Origin of the sequence: Comamonas aquatica NBRC 14918 (assembly GCF_000739875.1) — a bacterium.
Classification (GTDB): domain Bacteria; phylum Pseudomonadota; class Gammaproteobacteria; order Burkholderiales; family Burkholderiaceae_C; genus Comamonas; species Comamonas aquatica.
Window position 1 is genome coordinate 1 of the sequence record NZ_BBJR01000021.1, and the last position, 20266, is coordinate 20266.

General features: G+C 63.9%; 19 protein-coding genes. 5 read left to right on the top strand and 14 right to left on the bottom strand.

Annotation, left to right across the window (positions count from 1 at the left end; genetic code table 11):
• The coding region (locus CA2_RS17850) for a hypothetical protein (RefSeq protein ID WP_217997615.1) at positions 1-629 on the bottom strand (629 nt) is incomplete at its 3' end.
• Positions 630-1145: 516 nt separating this feature from the next.
• Entirely contained in the window at positions 1146-2120 is a 975-nt protein-coding gene (locus CA2_RS01355; RefSeq protein WP_042411860.1) for a tripartite tricarboxylate transporter substrate binding protein, read from the bottom strand.
• Positions 2121-2524: 404 nt separating this feature from the next.
• Here CA2_RS01355 and CA2_RS01360 point away from each other — a divergent pair, with 404 nt between their 5' ends.
• The 3 genes from CA2_RS01360 to CA2_RS18210 all read left to right on the top strand — a co-directional run bounded on the left by CA2_RS01360 (position 2525) and on the right by CA2_RS18210 (position 6272).
• A complete protein-coding gene (locus CA2_RS01360) occupies positions 2525-3571 on the top strand; it encodes a metal-dependent hydrolase (protein ID WP_042411862.1) in 1047 nt (348 codons plus the stop codon).
• 656 nt (positions 3572-4227) lie between these two features.
• Positions 4228-5124, top strand: coding sequence for a DUF817 domain-containing protein (locus tag CA2_RS01365; RefSeq protein ID WP_245620855.1), 897 nt, complete (start codon positions 4228-4230; stop codon positions 5122-5124).
• Between the two features lie 614 nt (positions 5125-5738).
• Positions 5739-6272, top strand: a complete 534-nt coding sequence (locus CA2_RS18210) for a GNAT family N-acetyltransferase (RefSeq protein WP_042412117.1) — start codon at positions 5739-5741, stop codon at positions 6270-6272.
• A gap of 61 nt (positions 6273-6333) precedes the next feature.
• On the opposite strand, the gene serA is transcribed toward CA2_RS18210, so the two are convergent.
• From serA to CA2_RS01385, 3 genes are all read right to left on the bottom strand, one after another.
• Positions 6334-7566: a phosphoglycerate dehydrogenase gene (serA, locus tag CA2_RS01375; RefSeq protein WP_042411866.1), complete on the bottom strand. Its 1233-nt coding sequence runs from the start codon at positions 7564-7566 to the stop codon at positions 6334-6336.
• Positions 7567-7810: 244 nt separating this feature from the next.
• A complete protein-coding gene (locus tag CA2_RS01380) occupies positions 7811-9976 on the bottom strand; it encodes a methyl-accepting chemotaxis protein (RefSeq protein WP_042411868.1) in 2166 nt (721 codons plus the stop codon).
• Between the two features lie 359 nt (positions 9977-10335).
• Complete coding sequence (locus CA2_RS01385) at positions 10336-11433, bottom strand: GGDEF domain-containing protein (RefSeq protein ID WP_042411870.1); 1098 nt, start codon at positions 11431-11433, stop codon at positions 10336-10338.
• A gap of 310 nt (positions 11434-11743) precedes the next feature.
• Here CA2_RS01385 and CA2_RS01390 point away from each other — a divergent pair, with 310 nt between their 5' ends.
• Positions 11744-11980 (top strand): hypothetical protein, encoded by a 237-nt coding sequence (locus CA2_RS01390; protein WP_042411873.1) that lies wholly within the window; start codon positions 11744-11746, stop codon positions 11978-11980.
• 45 nt (positions 11981-12025) lie between these two features.
• Here CA2_RS01390 and CA2_RS01395 read toward each other — a convergent pair whose 3' ends face one another.
• Entirely contained in the window at positions 12026-12634 is a 609-nt protein-coding gene (locus tag CA2_RS01395; RefSeq protein ID WP_156105930.1) for a DUF4124 domain-containing protein, read from the bottom strand.
• A gap of 65 nt (positions 12635-12699) precedes the next feature.
• Positions 12700-13398: an orotate phosphoribosyltransferase gene (gene pyrE, locus CA2_RS01400; RefSeq protein ID WP_042411876.1), complete on the bottom strand. Its 699-nt coding sequence runs from the start codon at positions 13396-13398 to the stop codon at positions 12700-12702.
• On the opposite strand from pyrE, the gene CA2_RS01405 reads away from it, so the two are divergent.
• Positions 13397-14209 (top strand): exodeoxyribonuclease III, encoded by an 813-nt coding sequence (locus CA2_RS01405; protein ID WP_042411878.1) that lies wholly within the window; start codon positions 13397-13399, stop codon positions 14207-14209. The genes pyrE and CA2_RS01405 overlap by 2 nt on opposite strands.
• On the opposite strand, the gene CA2_RS17855 is transcribed toward CA2_RS01405, so the two are convergent.
• The 7 genes from CA2_RS17855 to radA all read right to left on the bottom strand — a co-directional run bounded on the left by CA2_RS17855 (position 14198) and on the right by radA (position 20101).
• A complete protein-coding gene (locus CA2_RS17855) occupies positions 14198-14932 on the bottom strand; it encodes a hypothetical protein (protein ID WP_156105931.1) in 735 nt (244 codons plus the stop codon). The two genes, CA2_RS01405 and CA2_RS17855, sit on opposite strands and share 12 nt — an antisense overlap.
• Positions 14925-16166 carry an O-antigen ligase family protein gene (locus CA2_RS01415; RefSeq protein ID WP_081888820.1) on the bottom strand — a complete coding sequence of 414 codons (1242 nt, stop codon included), beginning with the start codon at positions 16164-16166 and terminating at the stop codon, positions 14925-14927. The genes CA2_RS17855 and CA2_RS01415 overlap by 8 nt, the downstream gene beginning before the upstream one ends.
• Before the next feature lie 12 nt (positions 16167-16178).
• Complete coding sequence (locus CA2_RS01420) at positions 16179-16955, bottom strand: glycosyltransferase family 2 protein (protein ID WP_042411881.1); 777 nt, start codon at positions 16953-16955, stop codon at positions 16179-16181.
• A gap of 12 nt (positions 16956-16967) precedes the next feature.
• Complete coding sequence (locus tag CA2_RS01425) at positions 16968-17816, bottom strand: glycosyltransferase family 2 protein (protein WP_245620856.1); 849 nt, start codon at positions 17814-17816, stop codon at positions 16968-16970.
• Positions 17817-17891: 75 nt separating this feature from the next.
• Positions 17892-18101 (bottom strand): zinc-finger domain-containing protein, encoded by a 210-nt coding sequence (locus tag CA2_RS01430; RefSeq protein ID WP_042411883.1) that lies wholly within the window; start codon positions 18099-18101, stop codon positions 17892-17894.
• A gap of 91 nt (positions 18102-18192) precedes the next feature.
• A complete protein-coding gene (locus tag CA2_RS01435) occupies positions 18193-18633 on the bottom strand; it encodes a hypothetical protein (protein ID WP_042411885.1) in 441 nt (146 codons plus the stop codon).
• 82 nt (positions 18634-18715) lie between these two features.
• Entirely contained in the window at positions 18716-20101 is a 1386-nt protein-coding gene (gene radA, locus CA2_RS01440) for a DNA repair protein RadA (RefSeq protein ID WP_042411887.1), read from the bottom strand.
• Positions 20102-20266 lie beyond the last annotated feature (165 nt).

A 20266-nucleotide genomic window follows, 5' to 3' on the forward strand; every position in this document is an offset into this window, starting at 1 on the left:
TCATTCTGCGAGAATTCATTCTTTAATGATGCCAGCCTGTAATACAAACTTGCAACCAAAAAGCTTTGCCTTATCTCTGCTTTACCATCAATTATTTTATAATCGCTTTTTATTCCATCTAGAACTTTAATAAGATGCGCAGCTCTTCCTATAACGCCAGTTCTCTTTTCTAGTCTGATTTTTTGACATGATCTAGCACCTGTATTGAAAAGAACTTCTAAGTTTGTTGCTTGAGCTAATCTGGAGGCATCCTCTGCTGATTCCTTCAAGTTCTTTTTTGCTTCAGCAGCCTTTGCATCATCATTCCATATTTCGGAAGCCATTGCTCGAATATCCTTATGAATTTCAATCACACCCTCTTTTATCGGTTTATATTGAGCCACTCCAGTAATAATTGAACCTACAATACCCCAAACCGTTATTGTTGACTTTAAACTACCTTCTTCAAAATCTACAACAACATCAATATCGTTACCGAACAAAAATTTTGCTCTTGGCTCTACATAGCTCTTTATTATTCTTTCAAGATTTTCTCTTTGATTCTCGTCTTTAAAAAAATCGATATCTAAGTGAGAATAAGCTTGACCAAGGATTTCTTTTCCTTCGACTTTTGTAATGTAATCTGCCATTTGCCATCCATTTTTAAAGAAAAAATTTTATGCTTGAAAAATAATTAAAACAAAACTCATGTATGCGTAACACCACACCCTTCTAACTGCGCCGAGGCGCACAGCCTGCGGGGTGGCGTGTGTGCCGCAGGACACACACGCTGCGTACATCTGACCCGCCGCAGTTGTTTGAACGCAGCGGCACAGCCGCGCAGTGAGTTCTGCGGCGCACCCCGCAGGCGAGCACCGCAGGTTGCCCGCTTGGGTTTGGCGCAGCCAAGCCCAAAGGGACGCAGGTAGCAGGGTCGCCTTTCTTTTGGTTCCTTTTCTTTGGTGAAGCAAAGAAAAGGAACTCGCCCCGGCGCGATAAGCCGGTTCAGACATCAAAGCCCGCGCAGCGCATAAACGCAAAGCACTTTTCAATATGCATAGCTACTAGCGCAAGCTAGACAAGCGCTACAGCCACATTGGACTCACAAGTCCTTCTAGCTGTGCCGGCCGCACACCCTGGCAGGCGTGTGGATAGAAAACCGCCACTCAGTCCACCGAAGCCCCCGACTGCTTCACCGCCTGCCCCCACTGCGTGATCTCCGCCGCCACAAAGGCGTCCATCTCCGCCGGGGTGGTGGGCACGGCCTCCGAGCCGCGGTCGCTGATGAACTTGCGCATCTCGGGGCTGCGCAGGATGGCCACGGTTTCGCGGTTGAGTTTGTCGATGATGTCTTTGGGGGTGCCCTTGGGTGCCATCAGGCCCAGCCAGCCCACGGCCTCGAAGCCACGGAACTCGGACAGGCCGGATTCGGCGATGGTGGGCACCTCCGGCAACTGGCTGGATCGGGTGCTGGAAGTCACGCCCAAAGGGATGGCCTTGCCAGCCTGGATGTTGGCCAGGGCGGCGGTGACCGAATCCACCATCAGCGGCACCTGTCCGCCCAAAAAGTCAGCCTGCGCAGGGCCGCTGCCCTTGTAGGGGATGTGCTCGATCTGCAGCTTGGCGCGCGCCTTGACCATCTCGCCGCTCAGGTGCTGGGTACCGCCAATGCCGGCACTGGCGTAGTTCCAGCGCCCGGGCTCTGCACGGGCCTTGTCCACCAGGTCTTTCATGCTGCGCACGCCCACGCTGGGGTGGGCCAGGAAGACCAGGGGCACCTTGGCAATCAGGCTGATGCCCACCAGGTCCACACGCGGGTCGAAGTTCACCTTTTTGTACAGCGTCTGGTTCACGGCCATGGCGCTGCCGGCGACCAGCAGGGTGTAGCCGTCCGCGGGGCTGCGCACCACCTGCTCGCTGCCGATGTTGCTGCCCGCACCCGCCTTGTTTTCCACGACCAGGGGCTGGCCCAGGGATTGGCCCAACTTTTCAGCCAGGGCGCGGGCAAAGATGTCGGTCGCCTGCCCGGGCGGGAATGGCACGATCAATTTGATGGGTTTGTCGGGGTAGGCCGCAGCCACCGGAGCCGCAAAAGTCGTGGCCGCGCAGGTCGCAGCCGCCAGAAGCAGGGTTTTGTGCATCGTGTTGTCTCCTGCCATCCAGCTTAGTCCGTCGCCCACGCGGCCGCATCGCGACAATCCCGCAAGCGCCAGGGCAGGATGCATCCCGCAGAATTGCTGGCTGTTTTGCCACCTTGCCCCATATCAGCAGGCATCAACCGCTGTCCATCTCGCTGCGATCGACGCGACAGCGGATGGGTCACGCGGCCCTCTGATGTGTAGGGCACTTGGATTGGACGCGCCCCACATCAGCTACACCGCCGGGAGCCTCTCGACCACAGCCAGACCACCAGGCAAGTCGCCTCCAAAGCCACCCTCCACAGAACTTTTCCCTTTCCAGCCCGCCTAATACGGGCAACGTCTGCGCTTCGCCCTGGCCCGTACAGGGCCTCATCCTTCAACGCCTTCGCGAGAACCCCCACCCTATGGACTCTCTGACCCAAGCCGTGCTCGGCGCCAGCGTGACCGTGGCCGTCATGGGCCGCCGCACGTCCTTTGCCAAGGCCGCCCTGGTGGGCGCCGTGGCGGGCACGGTGCCCGACCTGGATGTGCTGATCGATCATGGCGACGATCTGCTGAACATGGTGCGCCACCGGGCCGAGTCGCATGCGCTGTTCTTTCTGACGCTGGCGGCGCCGCTGTTCGGCTGGCTGACGCATAAGCTGGTGGACCGCAAGGCCCCTGCGGGTGCGCCGAATTTGACGGCGCGCTGGAGCCTGGCCTGGCTGCTGGCGCTGCTGACCCATGTGGGCATCGACGCCATGACCAGCTATGGCACGCAGTTCCTGCAGCCCTTCACCGACCACGCGTTTGCCGTGGGCAGCGTGTTCATCATCGATCCGCTGTACACCTTGCCGCTGCTGCTGGGCCTGCTGTGGTCCGGCCTGCGCGCGCGGCGCGGGGTGGACTGGCGGGGGCCCAACCGCTGGGCGCTGGTCTTCAGTTGCTGCTATTTGTTGTGGAGCGTGGGCGCCCAGCACCAGGTGCGCAGCGTGGCGCAGCAGGCCCTGGCCGAACAAGGCGTGCCGGATGCCCAGCTGTTTGTCTATGCCACGCCGTTCAACACCGTGCTGTGGCGGGTGCTGGCGATCACGCCCACGCACAGTTACGAGGGCTTTTACAGCCTGCTGGACCAGGGGCAGCACATCCCCCTGACGGCCACGCAGCGCGGCCAGACCTACCTGCAGCGCTGGGCCAGCGTGCCAGCGGTGCAGGCCATGCAGCGCTTCACCCAGGGCCCCATCCGCATGGAGCTGCGCGACGGCCGCGTGCTGCTGACCGACCTGCGCATGGGCCATGAGCCGCACTACAGCTTTGTCTTCGACCTGGGCACGCCCACGCAGCTGGATGCGGGGCAGACGCAACCGCACAAGGTCAGCGCCGTGCTGTCGTCCGGCTTGGACCTGGCGGGCCTGGTTGATCGCATGCTGGGGCGTGATCTGCGTGCCCCCGCTGCGACGGCGCACCCATAAGCGCAGGCCGCACAGAGAGCAGTGTTTTCTAAAAAGTGAGCTGCCGACGCAGGCTGGATCAGCGCCAGCTGCCCATTTCATCCAGATTGGCGAACACCACCCTCGGTAGGCCGTGGTTGCGCCTGGCCGTACCGGGCGTACGGTCTGCGGCTTCACGCCTTGTCGCTACCGCCCACCTGTGGTGGGCGGGGTGGTGTTGGCCACGCTAACAACCTGGTCGCCCCGCCAGCGCCACCGGTTCAACACCCCGTAGCGGACATCCCAGCCCCAGCGCGTGCGCGCGCCAAGACGCGCACGCCACTGGCAGCCCTTCTGATTTCCGGCAGTGGTTTGAACGACGCGGCGCAGGCGCGCAGGGCGTTCGGCCGGGCCGCCCGCTGTCAGCGTCGTCTTGTTTTGGGTCTCCACGCACATGGCGGCGCACGATGCGTGGCACCCCGCGCAAGCGCGAACCCCGGCTTCTTTGGGTGCAGCAAAAGAAGGCGACTCGCCGCCGGGCGACTCCCAGCCTCCGCCCACACGCCCGTGCAGCGCCCAAAGCACACCCCGGACCGCATCCACGCGCCGCTGCCAACTGGTGCGGCCTGCCACAGCGCCGCCACCGCCCCAAGGCATACTCCCCCCTCTGCCCCAAACCGTCCCGCCCGCCCCCTCGCATGTCTGCCACGCCCCTGCCAACCGCAGCCCCTGCCAGCGCCAGCACCATGGCCTCCCTCAACCGCCTGGACGATTTCCTCCTGCACCCGCCGCGCCACTGGCAGCCGCGCGGGCTGCAGCGCGCGGGGCTGGAGTTTCTGTGGTTCGGCATCAAGGAGGCGCGCAGTTGCCTGTTTGTGGGCCTGTTCTTCTTGGCCGTGTTCGCCGTGCCGCGCGCGGGCGTGCTGGGCCTGCCGCGCTACGACGTGCTACTGCTGGCGGCCCTGGCCATCCAGATCGCCATGGTGGCCACCAAGCTGGAAACCTGGGACGAGCTGAAGGCCATCTCCCTGTTCCACATCGTGGGCTTCGCGCTGGAGGTGTTCAAGACCTCCAGCGGCATCAAGTCCTGGGCCTACCCCGACTTCGCCTACACCAAGCTCTGGGGCGTGCCGCTGTTCTCGGGCTTCATGTACGCGGCCGTGGGCAGCTACATCATCCAGGCCTGGCGCCTGTTCGACCTGCGCATCCGCCACCACCCGCCGCACTGGATGGCGGCGCTGATCGCGGTGCTGATCTACGCCAACTTCTTCACCCACCACTACATCGGCGACTACCGCTGGTACCTGGCCGCCTGCGCCCTGGGCCTGTACGCGCGCACCACCGTGGTCTTCCGCCCGCTGGACCGCGACCGCCAGATGCCGCTGCTGCTGGCCTTTGTGCTGATCGGCTTCTTCATCTGGCTGGCCGAGAACATCTCCACCTTCGCCGGGGTCTGGAGCTACCCCAACCAGCTGGGCGCCTGGTCGGCCGTGCACGTGGGCAAGTGGAGTTCGTGGTCCATGCTGGTGGTGATGACCTTCACCATCGTGGCCAACCTCAAGCACATCAAGACCAAGATCCACGTGCCGCACTGAGGCGCTGCTGCGCATCTGGAATGGCCGTGGGTCCGGCCACCCGCGTGGATGGTGTGCTGCAAAGTTCTTTTCAGCCACCGCCGGCGCGGTGGCGCGCGACGACCCGGTTAGAGGCCAAGGGACTGGTTCCTTGTCGGACCGGCTGCAAAGGGCTTTGCAGCAGGCATGCCCCAGCGCATGGGCGTGCCAAGACACCCTGGCGCCAGGCGGTTCTTTGTCCTGGAGGCGGTTTGTCTGCAGGCCGTACCGCCGCAGTGCAGTCCTTCCCACGGCACTGCCTGCGGCCACCGTTGTGTGGTCGGGGACCCTCACACGTGCGGCGGCGCATTCGGCATTCCCCCCCGCGCCAGGGCGCCCTGGGGTCTGTGGACACCGCTTCAGCCATCGGGGTAGCGCCAAGCGTTTGCCTTGTTCGCTCCACCCCATCGCGCCACAGCCACCAGCTCCGGCACGGTGGCCCACCCACAGGCATCACACGGACCACGTCCTGCGCCCGGTCACTGACACGCATGCCATGGCCTGGACCCGCGCTGAGGGAGATACCGACCACCGCTCGCTTGCCAAGCCCTGCGCACCCGCCACAGAATCGCCGCATCTTCATCCCGAAAGCCACCGTGGAACTGATCTTGCTGCGCGCCCAGGATGCGCACCCGCTCTGGGTGTTGGAAACCACGCACCGCGCCTACTTCGAAAGCTGGGTCAATCCCCGCCCCGACAACTTCTACACCCCCGTCGGCTTTGACCACGCCCTGCAGGCGGCCCTGCAGCTGCAGGCCGCAGGCCAGGCCTTCCACTACCTGATCTGGCTGGGTGGCGAGCTGGCAGGGCGCATCAACCTGACCCAGGTGCGCCCCGCGCCGTACCACAGCGCGTCGCTGGGCTACCGGATTGCGCCCACACACAGCGGCCAGGGGCTGGCCAGCGCCGCCGTGCAGGCGGTGATGCACAAGGCTTTTCAGGTGCACGGCCTGCAACGGCTGGAGGCCACGGCGCGGCCGGAGAACCCGGCCTCGATCCGGGTGCTGGAGAAAAATGGTTTTCACCGTTTCGGCCACTCGCGCTGCAGCATCCAGCTGCACCGCCAGTGGTTCGACCTGCTGTACTTCGAGGCCCACGCCCAGCCCCAGGCGCCCGCCGCCCCGGTGTGAGCGACGCGCCCCCCCTACCCATGCCGCAGTGCCCGGGCGGGGCGGCGCGGGCCCGCGGCGCTCAGAACAGCACGCGGCAGCGGATGGTGCCGGTGATCTCGGCCAGCTGCGCCAGCGGCAGGTCCTGGGCTTCGGCGCCGATGTCCATCACCACATAGCCCAGCTTCTCGTCGGTGCGCAGGTACTGGCCGACGATGTTCAGGCCATGCTGCGCAAACACCTGGTTGATGGCCGACAGCACGCCAGGCACGTTGTGGTGCACGTGCAGGATGCGCTTTTGCCCGGGGTGGGCCGGCAGTGCCACTTCGGGGAAGTTGACGGCCGAGGTGGTGGTGCCGTTGTCGCTGTACTTGACCAACTTTTCCGCCACTTCCAGGCCAATGTTGGCCTGCGCCTCCATGGTCGAGCCACCGATGTGCGGGGTCAGGATGACGTTGTCCAGGCCACGCAGGGGCGAGGTGAACTCGTCCTTGTTGGTGCGCGGCTCGACCGGGAACACGTCGATGGCCGCCCCCAGCAGCTGGCCCGCGCGCAGGGCGTCGGCCAGCGGGTCGATCTCGACCACCGTACCACGCGAGGCATTGATCAGGATGGCGCCGGGCTTCATGGCGGCGATTTCGGCGGCGCCGATCATCCATTGCGTGGACGGCAGCTCGGGCACGTGCAGGCTGACGATGTCGCTGGTGGCCAGCAGCTCCTGCAGCGAGGCGGCCTGGCGCGCATTGCCCAGCGGCAGCTTGGTGACCACGTCGTGGAACACGACCTGCATGCCCAGGCCCTCGGCCAGCACCGACAGCTGGGTGCCGATGGAGCCGTAGCCGACGATGCCCAGGGTCTTGCCGCGGATTTCATAGGCGTTGTCGGCGGTCTTGAGCCAGCCGCCACGGTGCGCCACCGCGTTCTTGGCGGGAATGCCGCGCAGCAGCAGGATGGCTTCGCCCAGCACCAGCTCGGCCACGGAACGGGTGTTGGAGTACGGGGCATTGAACACCACCACGCCATGCTGGCGCGCCGCGTCCAGATCGACCTGGTTGGTGCCGATGCAGAAGCACCCGACGGCCACCAGCTTCTGGGCGGCGGCAAACACCTCGGCCGTCAGCTGGGTGCGCGAGCGAATGCCGACAAAGTGCACGTCGGCAATCTTGCGCAGCAGCTCCTCGGGCGGCAGCGCCCCGGACACCGTTTCGATGTTGGTGTAGCCCGCGTTGTGCAGCACCTGCAGGGCGCTGGGGTGGATACCTTCCAGCAGGAGAAACTTGATCTTCGACTTGTCCAGCGACGTCTTGGGGGTCATGACTTGGCTCCGATTGCTTAATTCCCCATTACAGCGGATTCGCGATACCGCTACGCGGGATAGGTGCTCCGCCGACCCGCCGCAGCCTGGCACAGGGGCCCGGGGCTGCTTGGAGCGGGCGGGCGTACGTTCTCATAAAAAAGAGCTGCCAGCGCTGGTGGGACAAGCGCTGGCAGCCATTTTTATGCCCAACACACCGTGCATGCCCCGAAGGGGAGATGCGGGCCATGCAGGCGGTCCAAGCTCAGAAGGTTTCCCAGTCGTCCTCGGCCGTGGTCGCCGGGGCCTTGGCCTTGCGGGCGGCAGCGGGCGCCGCTGGGGCGGGGGCGGAGGCCGCACTGGGTGCCAGGGCCGGGGACCGTGGCGTGGTCGCTGCCGCAGCGCTGCGGGCCGGCGCGGCCGGTGTCGACGGGGCCCCACGCGGCGCCAGCACCGGGCTGCGCAGCGGGTTCACGGGGCCGCCCTGCAGACGGAAGATGGAGACGGCGCGCACCAGTTCCTCGGACTGCTTGCGCAGGCCTTCGGTGGCCCCGGCCATTTCCTCGACCAGGGCGGCATTCTTCTGCGTGGTCTGGTCCATGTGGGTGACGGCCTCGGCCACCTGGGCCACACCGTTGCTTTGCTCGCCGCTGGCATGGCTGATGTCGGTGATCAGCTGGGTGACCTTCTCGATCTCGGTGATGGCCTGCTCCATGGTCTCGCCGGCGTGCGCGGCCTGCTGGTTGCCGGCATGGATTTCGGCCACGCTGTGGCTGATGAGCTGCTTGATTTCCTTGGCGGCCTCGGCGCTGCGGCCGGCCAGGGCGCGCACCTCGCCCGCCACCACGGCAAAGCCACGGCCATGCTCGCCGGCGCGCGCGGCTTCCACCGCCGCGTTCAACGCCAGGATGTTGGTCTGGAATGCGATGCCATCGATCACGCCGATGATGTCGGCAATCTTCTTGCTGCTGGCGTCGATGCCCTGCATGGTCTGCACCACCTTGCGCACGGCCTGCCCGCCTTCGGTGACCACGCGCTGGGCTTCGCGCGTGCGCTGGTCGGCGGACTGGGCGTGGTCGGCGTTGTGGGCCACGGTGGAGCCCAGCTCCTCCATGGCGGCGGCGGTCTCTTCCAGGGCGCTGGCCTCGCTTTCAGTGCGGGTGGCCAGGTCCTGGTTGGCCTGGGCGATTTCGGCGCTGGCCAGGGCCACGCTGTGGGCCTGCTCGTGCACGGTGCTGACCACGCGGGTCAGGCCGGTGCTGGTGTTGTTCATGGCCTCCAGCAGGTGGCCGATCTCGTCCTGGCGGTCGCTGCGGATGCGCACGGTGAGGTCGCCTTCGGCAATCGCATCGGCCATGCGGCTGGCTTCGTTCAAGGGGCGCACGATCATGCGGCGGATCAGCCAGAACCACACGGCCGCCAGCACCAGCACCGCACCCAGGCCCATGGCGGCGAACTTGATGATCAGCGCCTGGGTTTCGGCGGTGAATTCATCCACGTAGGCGCTGGAGGCGAACACCCAGTTCCACGGCGCGTAGTGGCCGAAAACGGCCAGCTTCTCGCGCGCCTGGCTCTCGCCGGGGTTGGTCCAGGGGTAGGTGATGCTGCCCTGCTTGCGGTCCAGCATGTCGCGGATGAAGAAATGGCCGTCGCTGTCCTGCGAATCGCTGATGTTCTTGCCTTCCTGCGCAGGGTGCACCACCAGTTGGCCGCGCTGCGGGCCATCTTCGGCGCGCAGCACGAAGTAGTAGCCGCTCTGGCCGACCTGCAGGCTGCGGATCGAGGCCTTGAGGTGGTCCAGCAGCTCCGAGAAATCCTGTCCCACAAAGGCGATGCCGACGGTGGCGCCCGCAGCGTCCTTGAGCGGACGGTAGTGCGTCATGTACTGGCGGCCGAACAGGTTGGCCAGGCCCATGTAGCTCTGCCCCGCCTGGATGGCAGCGTAGGCAGGGTGGGCACGGTCCAGCAGACTGCCCAGGGCGGCTTCGCCCTGCTCGTTCTTCAGCGTGGTGGCGATGCGCAGGAAGTCACCCTGGCCCTGGGCCGCGAACACGGTGGCCACGGCGCCGGTGCTGCGTGTGAAGCCCTGAATGTGCACGTCGTTGCCGTTGAGCAGCTCGCCATTCAGGCTGAGCAGCGGCTCGCTGCCGCTGCGGTCCAGGATGAGCGTGCCCTGCAGGCTGCGCGCCAGGCTGTCGGCCAGGAACTGGGTGCGCTGGCGCAGGTCCTTGTCGTTGGACTCAATGAAGCGGTGCAGCATCTGGATGCCTTGCTGCATCTCGCTGTGCATCTTGGACTGCAGGGAATGGCTGACGCCCCAGGCAATGCCCAGGACCAGCAGCCCCAGGATGGACGCGACCCAGACAAAATTGGTGATCGCCAGCTTGGCGCCCAGCCCTTGGCGGCGCCAAAAACGTTGGCCGATGTGCATCGGTCATCTCCTTCACGGCGTTCCACGCCGTTGTTGTGTGCGCACGGGTGTGGAATGCCGCTGCACAGCACCCCCAGTCATGCGTTTGCGCAAAAGCATGCTGACCAAGCGCAAGGCTTAGTGAATCTGGGGCTGGAGCGTAGCGAGACTGCCGCAACCCGCCCTTGATGTCGATCAAGCGGTAACCAAGTGTTGCAATCTGTGGCTCAGGGTTTGTCCGGCGCCGTTTGCAAGCTGCATGCAAGCTGGCGGAAAGCGGGCCGGTGCCGCGCCAAGGGCATCACACGCCAAATTGCGCTGCAGCGCGCGTCCTTGCTGCGCAGGGCGCTCTCAAATTGTCTCAATGCGAGCCCTGCGGCTCAGGCGGCCTCGGTCGCCACCTCATCCACGCCCACCTGGCCGGTGCCGCACTCCTTGGCCTGGTAGAGCAACACATCGGCGCGGTGCATGGCAATCGCCAGGGTGTCAGCCTCGCGCACCATGGCCAGGCCAAAGCTGGCACTGACCGGCTCCGGCGCGCCCGCCTCGGGACCCACCCAGAGTTGCTCCTGTACCTGCAGGGCGATGCGCTGCACCAGGGCCTGGGCATTGGCCATGTCGATCTGGCGCAGGGCCAGGGCAAAGGCCTCTTCGCCCAAGTGGGCCACATGGTCGCCCTCGCGCACGTTGGCGCGCAGGATCTGGGCAAACCGGCGCTGCACCTGGGCGCGCGGTCCCCGCTGCGCCGGCAGGTGCTCCACATCGCACAGCGCCAGCACGCGGATCTGGCGTTCAAACGGCCGCAGCCCGCAGGCAGCCTCGAACGCGTGCCGGTCGGCCAGACCGGTGTCGCTGGCGGAGCGGCGGTCTGCCCCCCCGCTGCGGTGGCGCGTGTCGGCCCAGACGCAGGCCAGCATGGTGGCGGTCAGCAGCCCGGCGCCGACCAACAGCTCCAGCACGCCCACGCCCCAGCCGGGCACATAGGCCAGCCCCCATCGGCCCACCCAGGGCTGGGCCAGGACGCCCAACAGGCCCAGCAGCCACACGCCCAGCAAAGCGGTATCCCCGCGGTGGCGGATGGGCGCGCGCCACGCCCCTGGCAGGCCATGGCCCAGCACCACGGTCAGGCCCAGGGCCTGCAGCTCTCCACCGGAGACACCGGGCAGCAATGGCCCCCCAAGCAGGCCCGCCAGCACCAGCGCCGCGCACGCCACGCACCCCAGCCACTGCACCTGGCGGCCAAAGCGCTGGGCCAGCGCCTGGGCCGCAGCCACCACAGCACCCAGCGCCCACAGCGACGCCCACCCAGCCACATCCCAGGCCCCCAGCACCGAGGACGGCAGCATCGACATAGCCGCCAGGCACAGGCTGGCCGCCAGCCACAGCAGTTCACCATGGTTGCGGCGCCGCCACCAGACGGTGGCACACACCAGCGCAGCCACCACCAGCAGCCCCGAAGGAACAAAAACCAGGCTCATCGTGCCTCACACTGCGCGAAACAAAAGGGACCGGCGTGCACACCGCGCAGCACACACCATCCAGCCCCAGTATTGGGGCGTGGCAAGCGTCCACGCCACGTCGCAGCAATGCCTGCCTGCACGCCAGACAAGGGCGCAACTTGGCCGCGCCAGGGCGGACGCCCAATACGGGACGGTGCGCTGCGGACGTGCATGAGCGGCCCACTGTCGCGCGACGTGGGGCCACCCCAGCCCCCTTGTGGCGAACCGCAAGCCATGCCACAGTCAAGGCCATGCCGACTTCGTTGGATTTTTTTTGAGGAGACAAGCCATGACCAGCAGCCCCGCCCCGATCAACCTCGACAAGCTGCGCAATGCCGTGCAGCGGTTTGGCCGCATGAGCTTCACCACCTCGCAACTGGCCGCGGATTACCACCGCGGCGATGAGAGCATCAGCGCCCCGGAGACGGCACTTTTTGACGAGCTGCTGCGCCGCCACGCGCCGCTGCTGGGGATTGCCCCCCAGCCATCCAGCGCCGGTGGCGATACGGTCTGGCTGGCCTTGTAAGCCCGCCTGCGGTTTTCATGGGCATGCCCGCGCGGCATGCCTTTTTTATGGGCGCGGCGGCGTGCCCGCCTGCGGGTTCCACAGCGGCTGCAGGCGTTGCAGCTCGGCATCAAAGCGGTTGTGCATGCGCCGGACATCGTCCTGGTGGCCCTGCAGCAACAGGCGCTGCTCCTGCATTTCCTGATCGACCTCCTGCATGCTGGTGCGCAGGCGGGCCGGCGCCTTGCCGGGGTCCTTGGCGTAGAACTCCAGCTCCTGCTGCAACTGCACCTGCTCGCGGCCCAGCAAGCCCAGGCGCTGCTGCACCATGGCCTGCTGCTCCTCAATGGTCTGCAGGCTGTCGCGTCGCGCCGCATCATGGCTGCGGCGGTCTGGGTAGCGCGCCAACAGGGCCGCATCGCGGCGGCGCTGCTCTTTTTCACGTTGCTGTAGCAAGGCAGCCTGGCGGCGCTGCTCCTGACGCTCCGCCATCTCGGTCTCGGTCAGCGCCGGGCCGAGCCGTGAGCGCTCCATGCCGCTGGGGCCCAGCACGCGCTGTTCACGGTCCTGGCACTGTGGGATGGGGCGGTCCGAGGTCAGGTGCTGCCCCGAAGCGTCCGTGCAGGTGTAGACGCTGGAGCTTGGCGCTTTTTGCGCCATCGCCGCGGCCGTCAATCCAAGGTTCCAGAAAATCAGGCATCCAATGTATCGAGCAAGCCGCATGCGGTGATGAAGGTGTATCAGTCGTTCACTCCATAGCGCTGGCGGTAGGCGAGCACCCGTTCGTGGTGCTGTGCCATGTCACCCTCGCCCCCCCGGGCCCCCAGGAAGGACAGCAGGTCCGACAGCGTGGCAATCGCGCAGACTTGCAGGCCCAGCTGGTTGCGCACGTATTGCACGGCACTGTGGTCCACATCTTTGCCATTCTCGGTGGCTTTTTCCTGGCGGTCCAGCGCAATGGCCACGGCGTGTGGCGTGGCGCCTGCAGCCTGGATCAAGGCGATCGATTCGCGGGCGGCCGTGCCCGCGCTCATCACATCGTCGATGATGAGCACGCGGCCGCGCAGCGGGGCACCGACCAGGGTGCCACCTTCGCCATGGTCCTTGGCTTCCTTGCGGTTGTAGGCAAACGGCACGTTCTTGCCCAGGCGCGCCAGCTCGACCGCCACGGTGGCCGCAAGGGGGATGCCCTTGTAGGCGGGACCAAAGACCATATCGAATTCCATGCCGCTGGCCACAATGGCTTTTGCATAGAATTCGGCGAGACGTGCCATCTTGGCACCGTCGTCAAACAAGCCGGCATTGAAGAAATACGGGCTCATGCGCCCTGCCTTGGTCTTGAATTCACCAAACCGCAGGACCCCTGCATCCACCGCAAACTGCACAAATGCTTGCGCCAGTTGATCGTTCTGTTCCTGCTGCGCGCCACTGATAGACATGGATTCTTCCCTTTTCAAATTGACCAGCCTCAACCTCAACGGCATCCGCTCTGCCGCGTCCAAAGGTGTGGAGGACTGGATCGCGGCGACCGGCCCGGATTGTATTTGCGTGCAAGAGGTCAAGGCCCAAGCTGTGGATATCGAGGGCAAGTTCGACACCCTGGCAGGCATGCCCGGGGTGTTCCATTTTGCGCAGAAGAAGGGCTATTCCGGCGTCGGCATCTACAGCCGCCACGAGCCCAGCGATGTGATCGTCGGCTTTGACCCCGAAGAGTTCGATGCCGAAGGACGCTACGTGGAAGCGCGTTTCGACACCCCTGCGCGCAAGCTGTCCATCATCAGCAGCTACTTTCCCAGCGGTTCGTCCGGCGAAGACCGCCAGGCCGCCAAGTTCCGCTTTCTGGCCAAGATGCACGCCCACCTGATGCGCCTGAAGGGCGAGCGGGAATTCGTGCTGTGCGGGGACATCAACATTGCCCACCGCAAGGAAGACCTGAAGAACTGGCGCAGCAACCAGAAGAACAGCGGCTTCACGCCCGAAGAGCGCGCCTGGATGGATATGCTGCTGGCCGAGACCGACACCGGCGGCATCAAGGACGTCTACCGCTGCCTGCAACCCGATACCACGGACACCTGCTACACATGGTGGAGCAACCGGGGCCAGGCCTATGTCAACAACGTGGGGTGGCGGCTGGACTACCACCTGGCCACCCCGGCCCTGGCCGCCCTGGCCCGCGCCGAGTCGATCTACAAGGGCGAGAAGTTCTCAGACCACGCGCCGGTCACGGTGGGTTACGACCTAAGCCTTTGACACCAAGGCCTTGATCCGATTGATCTGCTGGCGCAGCCAAACACGGATCTTGGATTTCTTTTTATTGGCGTTGGGGTTGGCCATGCTCACGCCTTCGCCAATGTGCGTACACAGGCTTTGCGTCGCATACGCCACAAAGTGCCCATGCTTCTTCATATGCTCAGAAACATGGCGTTCTTTCTTGAATCGAACAAAATCGCCAATATTTCTTATTTTCTCTATCTTGATCAAATGGGGATTAAAGCTGTAGCCATACCATTCTGGATGCACGTGGCCTAGATTGTAGTAATTAACGTCTTGTGCAGACTCTGCGTTTATTTTATTTCGTTCTGTCTCTTGCAAAAAATCGGCGGGATTTCTCAAGCAATAAGACGTCACTTTTTTATTGGCATCCAAGAATTTCTTGATTTTCTCAAATGAAATTTCATCAGAAAAAATCCAGTCATCTTCGGTGTGAAAAACATAGGGCGTCTGGATGCCAGCATACAGTTTATCAATCGCGCCATGGTGCCCGCGTTTGATGCCGTCAGACAGCAGGACACCATTCGGATAGATGGACTTGAAAACATGGTCACAGCGTGGATCTGCAAAATCATTGATGGCCACCACCTGCGCAAACTGCCATTTCTCCTGAATGCTTCTCAAAGACTGCTCCAGCAAATCTGGACGTCCTCCCATGGTGAGGCACAGCGTAATATCTGAAAAATCTTGAGGCTTAGGCATTTTTGACGTTCATCTCCAAAGATTTCATGGCAGAGAAGAAAAACACCATGGAGAATATGTAAAACATATGGCCGATGCTGAGATCAAAAAAAGTCTCCGTCAATCCATAGATCACATAGCATACGGGCACGGACAAACCGGCAATCCGTAAAGCCAGATAGTGCGGTCTATCCTGCAATGCCACCTTGGCCAACCGCTGTCGTGTGGGATAGAAAATAAATGCTGGCACCGCATAAATCCCCAACAGCATCAGCACACCCAACGCGCCGCGACGTGACCACATTTCTAAAAATTCATTGTGCGAATGCGCCATTTCCAGCATATACGGGTGCGCTTCCCCGCGCTCCACATAGGCGCGCTTGCCTTCTTTGACGCCTTTGTCGCCCCAACCCATCAGGGGTTTATCCAGCCCCAGCTGCCAAGACAATCGCCAATGCTCAAGGCGAGCCCCCACAGAAGTTTGTGCCTGCTCTCCACCTTTTTCAACATAGCTCTGCACCTCCTTGACCCCCGCCTGGACTCGGATCTCTATGCTGGGCACTTGCAATGCCGCCCAACACATCAGCACCACACCCACCATCAAGCACAGCCCCAACTTGATTCTTGTCTGGATTTTTTCTACGAACAAGATCCATAGCATAGGAAAAACTGCCAGCACCAACCACCCCCCACGGGACAAGGAGAGCAGCGAAGCCAGACACGCGGCCATCGCACCGACCACCAACAGCAAGCGCTCCCAAGTTGGCTGATTTCTCAACGTCGCGAAACAGGCACAAGCAAACGCAATCGAAAGGGCGATATCACCAAAACGAATCGCATTCGTAAAGCCCTCAGCACGACCCACAGTTTGATGCTGAAAAATCGCCAACACGGCAGCCCCTAGGGCGCCGACGATCAGCCCCCAACGAAGAAACTTGGTGTTGACAAAGATTGCGCTGCTGGCGACCAAACACAACGCTCCCAAACCATACCGCAGCCCAGCATCGTTGTTGCTGCTCCAGGTCCACCATCCATCAAAAGAGTGGCTCCATAGCACCCCCACGGCCAAGAAAAAAAACAGAAACAACTTGGCATCGGCATCTAGTGTTTTTTTACGCCATGTGGGAATACCACACACGGCCGCCAGTACAGCGACCAAAGCGCCGACCGAATATCCGCCCGGCAAAGACAGGCACAATGCAAAAAATAAAAAAACTGCACTGTTTTGCAAAAAACTCAAATTATTGATCGACATACTTGGATTCACTTAGCCACGTTTTTTGGCTTGCTCCAGAAAATCTCGATCAATCTCGAGCGCAACATATCGGAAAAAGCACTCCAGGGCGACAAAGAAACTGTGCAAAAACCCCGCACGCCCACACAAAAATCCTCGGTGGAAGAAATACAGGCGAATGAAATTGGCGATCGCTGAACCTATGCCACGCAGCACGCCCCCGCGTTTGCCGGCCTGCATGCGTTTGTAGGCGCCCAACTGCACATACTGGGCCAGTTTCTGCAGACTGCCGTAAATCGTCTCGCGCGAGTAATGCGGCAGGCGCTGTTTCAGCAGGCGCACCGGCAGCGCCGGGTCTTTCAGCTTCGCGCCTTCGTGCACCACGCCTTCGAATTGCAGGATCTGCGCCCGCGGGAACAGGCGCGGGATCCCGCCCGAACTGCGCATGCGGCCCAGCGACTGGCCATAGGCGATCTGCTCCCAGGCCACCTCCCACACACACGCCACATTCGCATCGACGATGGCACGCATTTCCTGCGCCAAGGCCGGCGTGACCACCTCGTCGGCATCGAGAAAGAAAATCCAGTCCCCGGTGGCATGCTGCAGGATGCGGTTGCGCTGCACCGCAAAGCCCTGCCAATCGGGATAGCTGTAAACCTCCACGCCCTTCGCCGTGGCGATCTCCACCGTCGCGTCGCTGCTGCCGCTGTCGACCACAATGATCTGGTCGGCAAATGCCGCGCTGTCAATGCACGCCGCAATGCGACGCTCCTCGTTCATGGTGAGGATGCCAATGGTCAAAGTTGCCATGTGAAATTTTTGTCAGTAACGGGTGGGCGCGCCCCACAGGCCGCGGATGCGCCCCCACAGGCGCGAGACATGCTTGGGCGAAGGGGCCACAATGCGCAGCGCCAGCAGCGCGAGCGCGCCGGTCAGCGATTGCAGGCGGTGCGCCGCCGCCGCTTGGGGCCCCTGGTGCTTGGCCGTGAACAGCACCTTGGAGCGGGCATGGTGGTAGCCACGACCATACTCCACGCGCAGCGGACGCGGGCCACGCACCGAGCCGCGGTTTGAGTGCGCCACACGCACGGCGGGCTGCACGATCACCGGCTTGCCGGCATGCAACAGGCGCAGGCACATGTCCTCATCCTCGTAGTAGAGGAAGAAGCGCTCGTCGAACCAGCCTTCGGCCGGGGCCTGGTCCATGCGCAGCAGCATGGCCGCACCACAGGCATTGCCGACACAGGTCACGCCTTCGGCCGCCGGTCCCTTGGACGACCACCAGTCACGCACCCAGCCGTAGTTGACCTGCAGCCGGCCGTCACTGCCCACCAACTGCGGCACGACGATGGCGGCATCCGGCCATTGCTGCGCCGTGTCGAACAGGGCCTGGGCATCGTCCGACTGCAAAGCGCAATCGGGATTGATCATCAGGCAGTAGGGCGTGGTCGCCGCCTGGAACCCGCGGTTGTTGGCCACGCCAAACCCCATGTTCTGCGGCAGGGCGATGATCTGCGCCTGCGGCAGCACGGCGCGCATGCACTCGGGCGTGCCGTCGGCGCTGCCGTTGTCGACGATGGTGACATGCGGCCAGCCGCGCAGCTGGGCCCCCAGGGCCTCGGCACAGTGGGCGCTGTTGAAGGTCACGATCACCGCCGTGATGTGCGCCAAAGCAGGACAGCGCTCCCTGAGAGCGCTGTCCTGAAAATCTGTCACGGGGTGCGTAGCAGCGGTCATTGAAAAAGCTTAGTGGCCACCGGCAAACACTTCGCCGGCCTTGAGCTTGTAGACCGTGCCGCAGTACGGGCACTTGCCTTGGCCGTCGTGCGCCACATCGATGTACACCTTGGGGTGGCTGTTCCACAGCTTCATGTCGGCCTTGGGGCTGGGGCAGTAAACACCGCCTTGCTGGTTCAGGTCCTTGGCAGCCAGTTCGACGACGGCAGTAGTACTCATGGTGGGTGTCTCTCTCGCAGGTGGCGCCGCTGGTGCGTGCCAGCGGCTTGAACGTCAAAATCGGTGGGGTCGGACCCCTTCGGCCGGGATTTTAAAGGCCTTGGGCGCCGTCTGGTTGCTTGTCGGCCTGCCCCGCCTCGGCGGGGCTGGGACGCACCAGGGTCCACTGCACCAGGCGACCGTGCACGAACTCACAGGTCACATGGGAGTCCGTGCCGTCGGTCCAACGGTAGATTTCCGGGTCTTGCCCCTCTTCGGACAGGCGCTGCCCCAGCGAACGGGTCATGGCCACCACGTGCATCAGGTTCACCTTGGGCTTGAGCTTGGCGTTCAGCATCACGGCGCTGCCGACATAGCCCATGGGCCGCTCGGAGGCCCGGCGCATCACCGTCATCAGCCGCGTGAAATGCAGCAGCAGCCACATCACGATGCCGCCGCCCACGGCGGCCACGCCCATCCAGCCCAGCGCGTCATAGGCCAGGTACAGCAGGACCGCCAGGCCCAGGGGAATCACAACATTGCGCATATTCATGGGCGTTATTGTCTTATGGAGCGCGCAGGCCCTGCGTGCGGGCAGTGCGTATGGGGTTTTACGCCCTGCCGGCGCGCTGGCGTCAGCCCATGGCGCGCACGATGTTCATGGCCTCGTCCACGCGCTCCACGGCGTGCAGGGTCAGGCCGGGGATGGGCTTCTTGGGCGCATTCGCCTTGGGCACCACGGCCACGGTGAAGCCCAGCTTGGCGGCTTCCTTGAGCCGGTCCTGGCCGCGCGGCGCGGGCCGCACCTCGCCGGCCAGGCCGACTTCGCCAAAGGCGATAAAGCCCTTGGGCAGCGCCTTGCCGCGCAGGCTGCTGGTGATGGACAGCATCACCGCCAGGTCGGCCGCTGGCTCGCCAATGCGCACCCCACCCACGGCGTTGACGAACACGTCCTGGTCGGCACAGGCCACGCCGGCATGGCGGTTGAGCACCGCCAGCAGCATGGCCAGCCGGTCCTTGTCCAGGCCCACCGACAGGCGCCGCGGCGCCGGGCCGCCGCCATCGACCAGGGCCTGGATTTCCACCAGCAGCGGGCGCGTGCCTTCCAGCGTCACCATCACGCAGCTGCCGGGCACGGGCTCGGTGTGCTGGCTCAGGAAGATGGCGCTGGGGTTGCTCACGCCCTTCAGCCCTTTTTCGGTCATGGCGAAGACGCCGATCTCGTTGACTGCACCAAAACGGTTCTTGATGGCGCGCACCAGGCGGTGCGGGCTGTGGGTGTCGCCCTCGAAGTACAACACCGTGTCGACCATGTGCTCCAGCACGCGTGGACCGGCCAGCGCGCCTTCCTTGGTGACGTGGCCGACCAGGATCACCGTGATGCCCGTGCCCTTGGCCATGCGCGTCAGGTGGGCCGCACACTCGCGCACCTGGGCCACCGAGCCGGGGGCGCTGGTCAGCTGGTCGGAATACATGGTCTGGATGGAGTCGATGACCACCACGGCGGGCTGCGTGGCCTCCACCGTGGCCAGGATTTTTTCCAGCTGGATCTCGGCCAGCAGGTTCACCTGGCTGCCGTCGATGCCCAGCCGCCGCGAGCGCAGCGCCACCTGGGCGCCGCTTTCCTCGCCGGTCACATACAGCGTGGGCAGGCCGGCGCGCTGCAGTGCGTCCATGGCCTGCAGCAGCAGGGTGGACTTGCCGATGCCGGGGTCGCCGCCGATCAGCACCACCCCGCCCTCCACCACGCCGCCACCCAGCACGCGGTCCAGCTCCTCGATGCCGCTGGGCGTGCGCGCCACGTCCTGGGCCTCGATGGCGGCCAGCGGCGTCACGGGCTGGGCATTGGCCAGGCCGGCATAGCCCTGGGGGGCGCTGAGGCGGTTCTTGCCGCCCGAGGCGGCCTCGGGCACGCTTTCGATCAGGCTGTTCCAGGCGCCGCAGTTCGGGCATTTGCCCAACCAGCGCGGCGTGGTGCCGCCGCAGGCGTTGCAGGTGTAAATGGTTTTGTCTTTGGCCATGCCCGCACTATATCGGCGGCACCCAGTAGCGCTGGGCTGGCAACGGGTACCCCGACGGGTCGCACCGATGGAGCGGCGGCAGGGGCGGGCGCCGCCGGGTACGGCCGTGTCTGCGCACGCTGGCGGGCGCCAATTTCTAAAAAGAGAGCGGATTGCGCAAGTGCT

Coding starts and splice junctions, on each gene's coding strand:
- CA2_RS01355 (WP_042411860.1), bottom strand. CDS start 2,120: ATGCACAAAACCCTGCTTCTGGCGGCTGCGACCTGCGCGGCCACGACT.
- CA2_RS01360 (WP_042411862.1), top strand. CDS start 2,525: ATGGACTCTCTGACCCAAGCCGTGCTCGGCGCCAGCGTGACCGTGGCC.
- CA2_RS01365 (WP_245620855.1), top strand. CDS start 4,228: ATGTCTGCCACGCCCCTGCCAACCGCAGCCCCTGCCAGCGCCAGCACC.
- serA (WP_042411866.1), bottom strand. CDS start 7,566: ATGACCCCCAAGACGTCGCTGGACAAGTCGAAGATCAAGTTTCTCCTG.
- CA2_RS01380 (WP_042411868.1), bottom strand. CDS start 9,976: ATGCACATCGGCCAACGTTTTTGGCGCCGCCAAGGGCTGGGCGCCAAG.
- CA2_RS01385 (WP_042411870.1), bottom strand. CDS start 11,433: ATGAGCCTGGTTTTTGTTCCTTCGGGGCTGCTGGTGGTGGCTGCGCTG.
- CA2_RS01390 (WP_042411873.1), top strand. CDS start 11,744: ATGACCAGCAGCCCCGCCCCGATCAACCTCGACAAGCTGCGCAATGCC.
- CA2_RS01405 (WP_042411878.1), top strand. CDS start 13,397: ATGGATTCTTCCCTTTTCAAATTGACCAGCCTCAACCTCAACGGCATC.
- pyrE (WP_042411876.1), bottom strand. CDS start 13,398: ATGTCTATCAGTGGCGCGCAGCAGGAACAGAACGATCAACTGGCGCAA.
- CA2_RS17855 (WP_156105931.1), bottom strand. CDS start 14,932: ATGCCTAAGCCTCAAGATTTTTCAGATATTACGCTGTGCCTCACCATG.
- CA2_RS01415 (WP_081888820.1), bottom strand. CDS start 16,166: ATGTCGATCAATAATTTGAGTTTTTTGCAAAACAGTGCAGTTTTTTTA.
- CA2_RS01420 (WP_042411881.1), bottom strand. CDS start 16,955: ATGGCAACTTTGACCATTGGCATCCTCACCATGAACGAGGAGCGTCGC.
- CA2_RS01430 (WP_042411883.1), bottom strand. CDS start 18,101: ATGAGTACTACTGCCGTCGTCGAACTGGCTGCCAAGGACCTGAACCAG.
- CA2_RS01435 (WP_042411885.1), bottom strand. CDS start 18,633: ATGAATATGCGCAATGTTGTGATTCCCCTGGGCCTGGCGGTCCTGCTG.
- radA (WP_042411887.1), bottom strand. CDS start 20,101: ATGGCCAAAGACAAAACCATTTACACCTGCAACGCCTGCGGCGGCACC.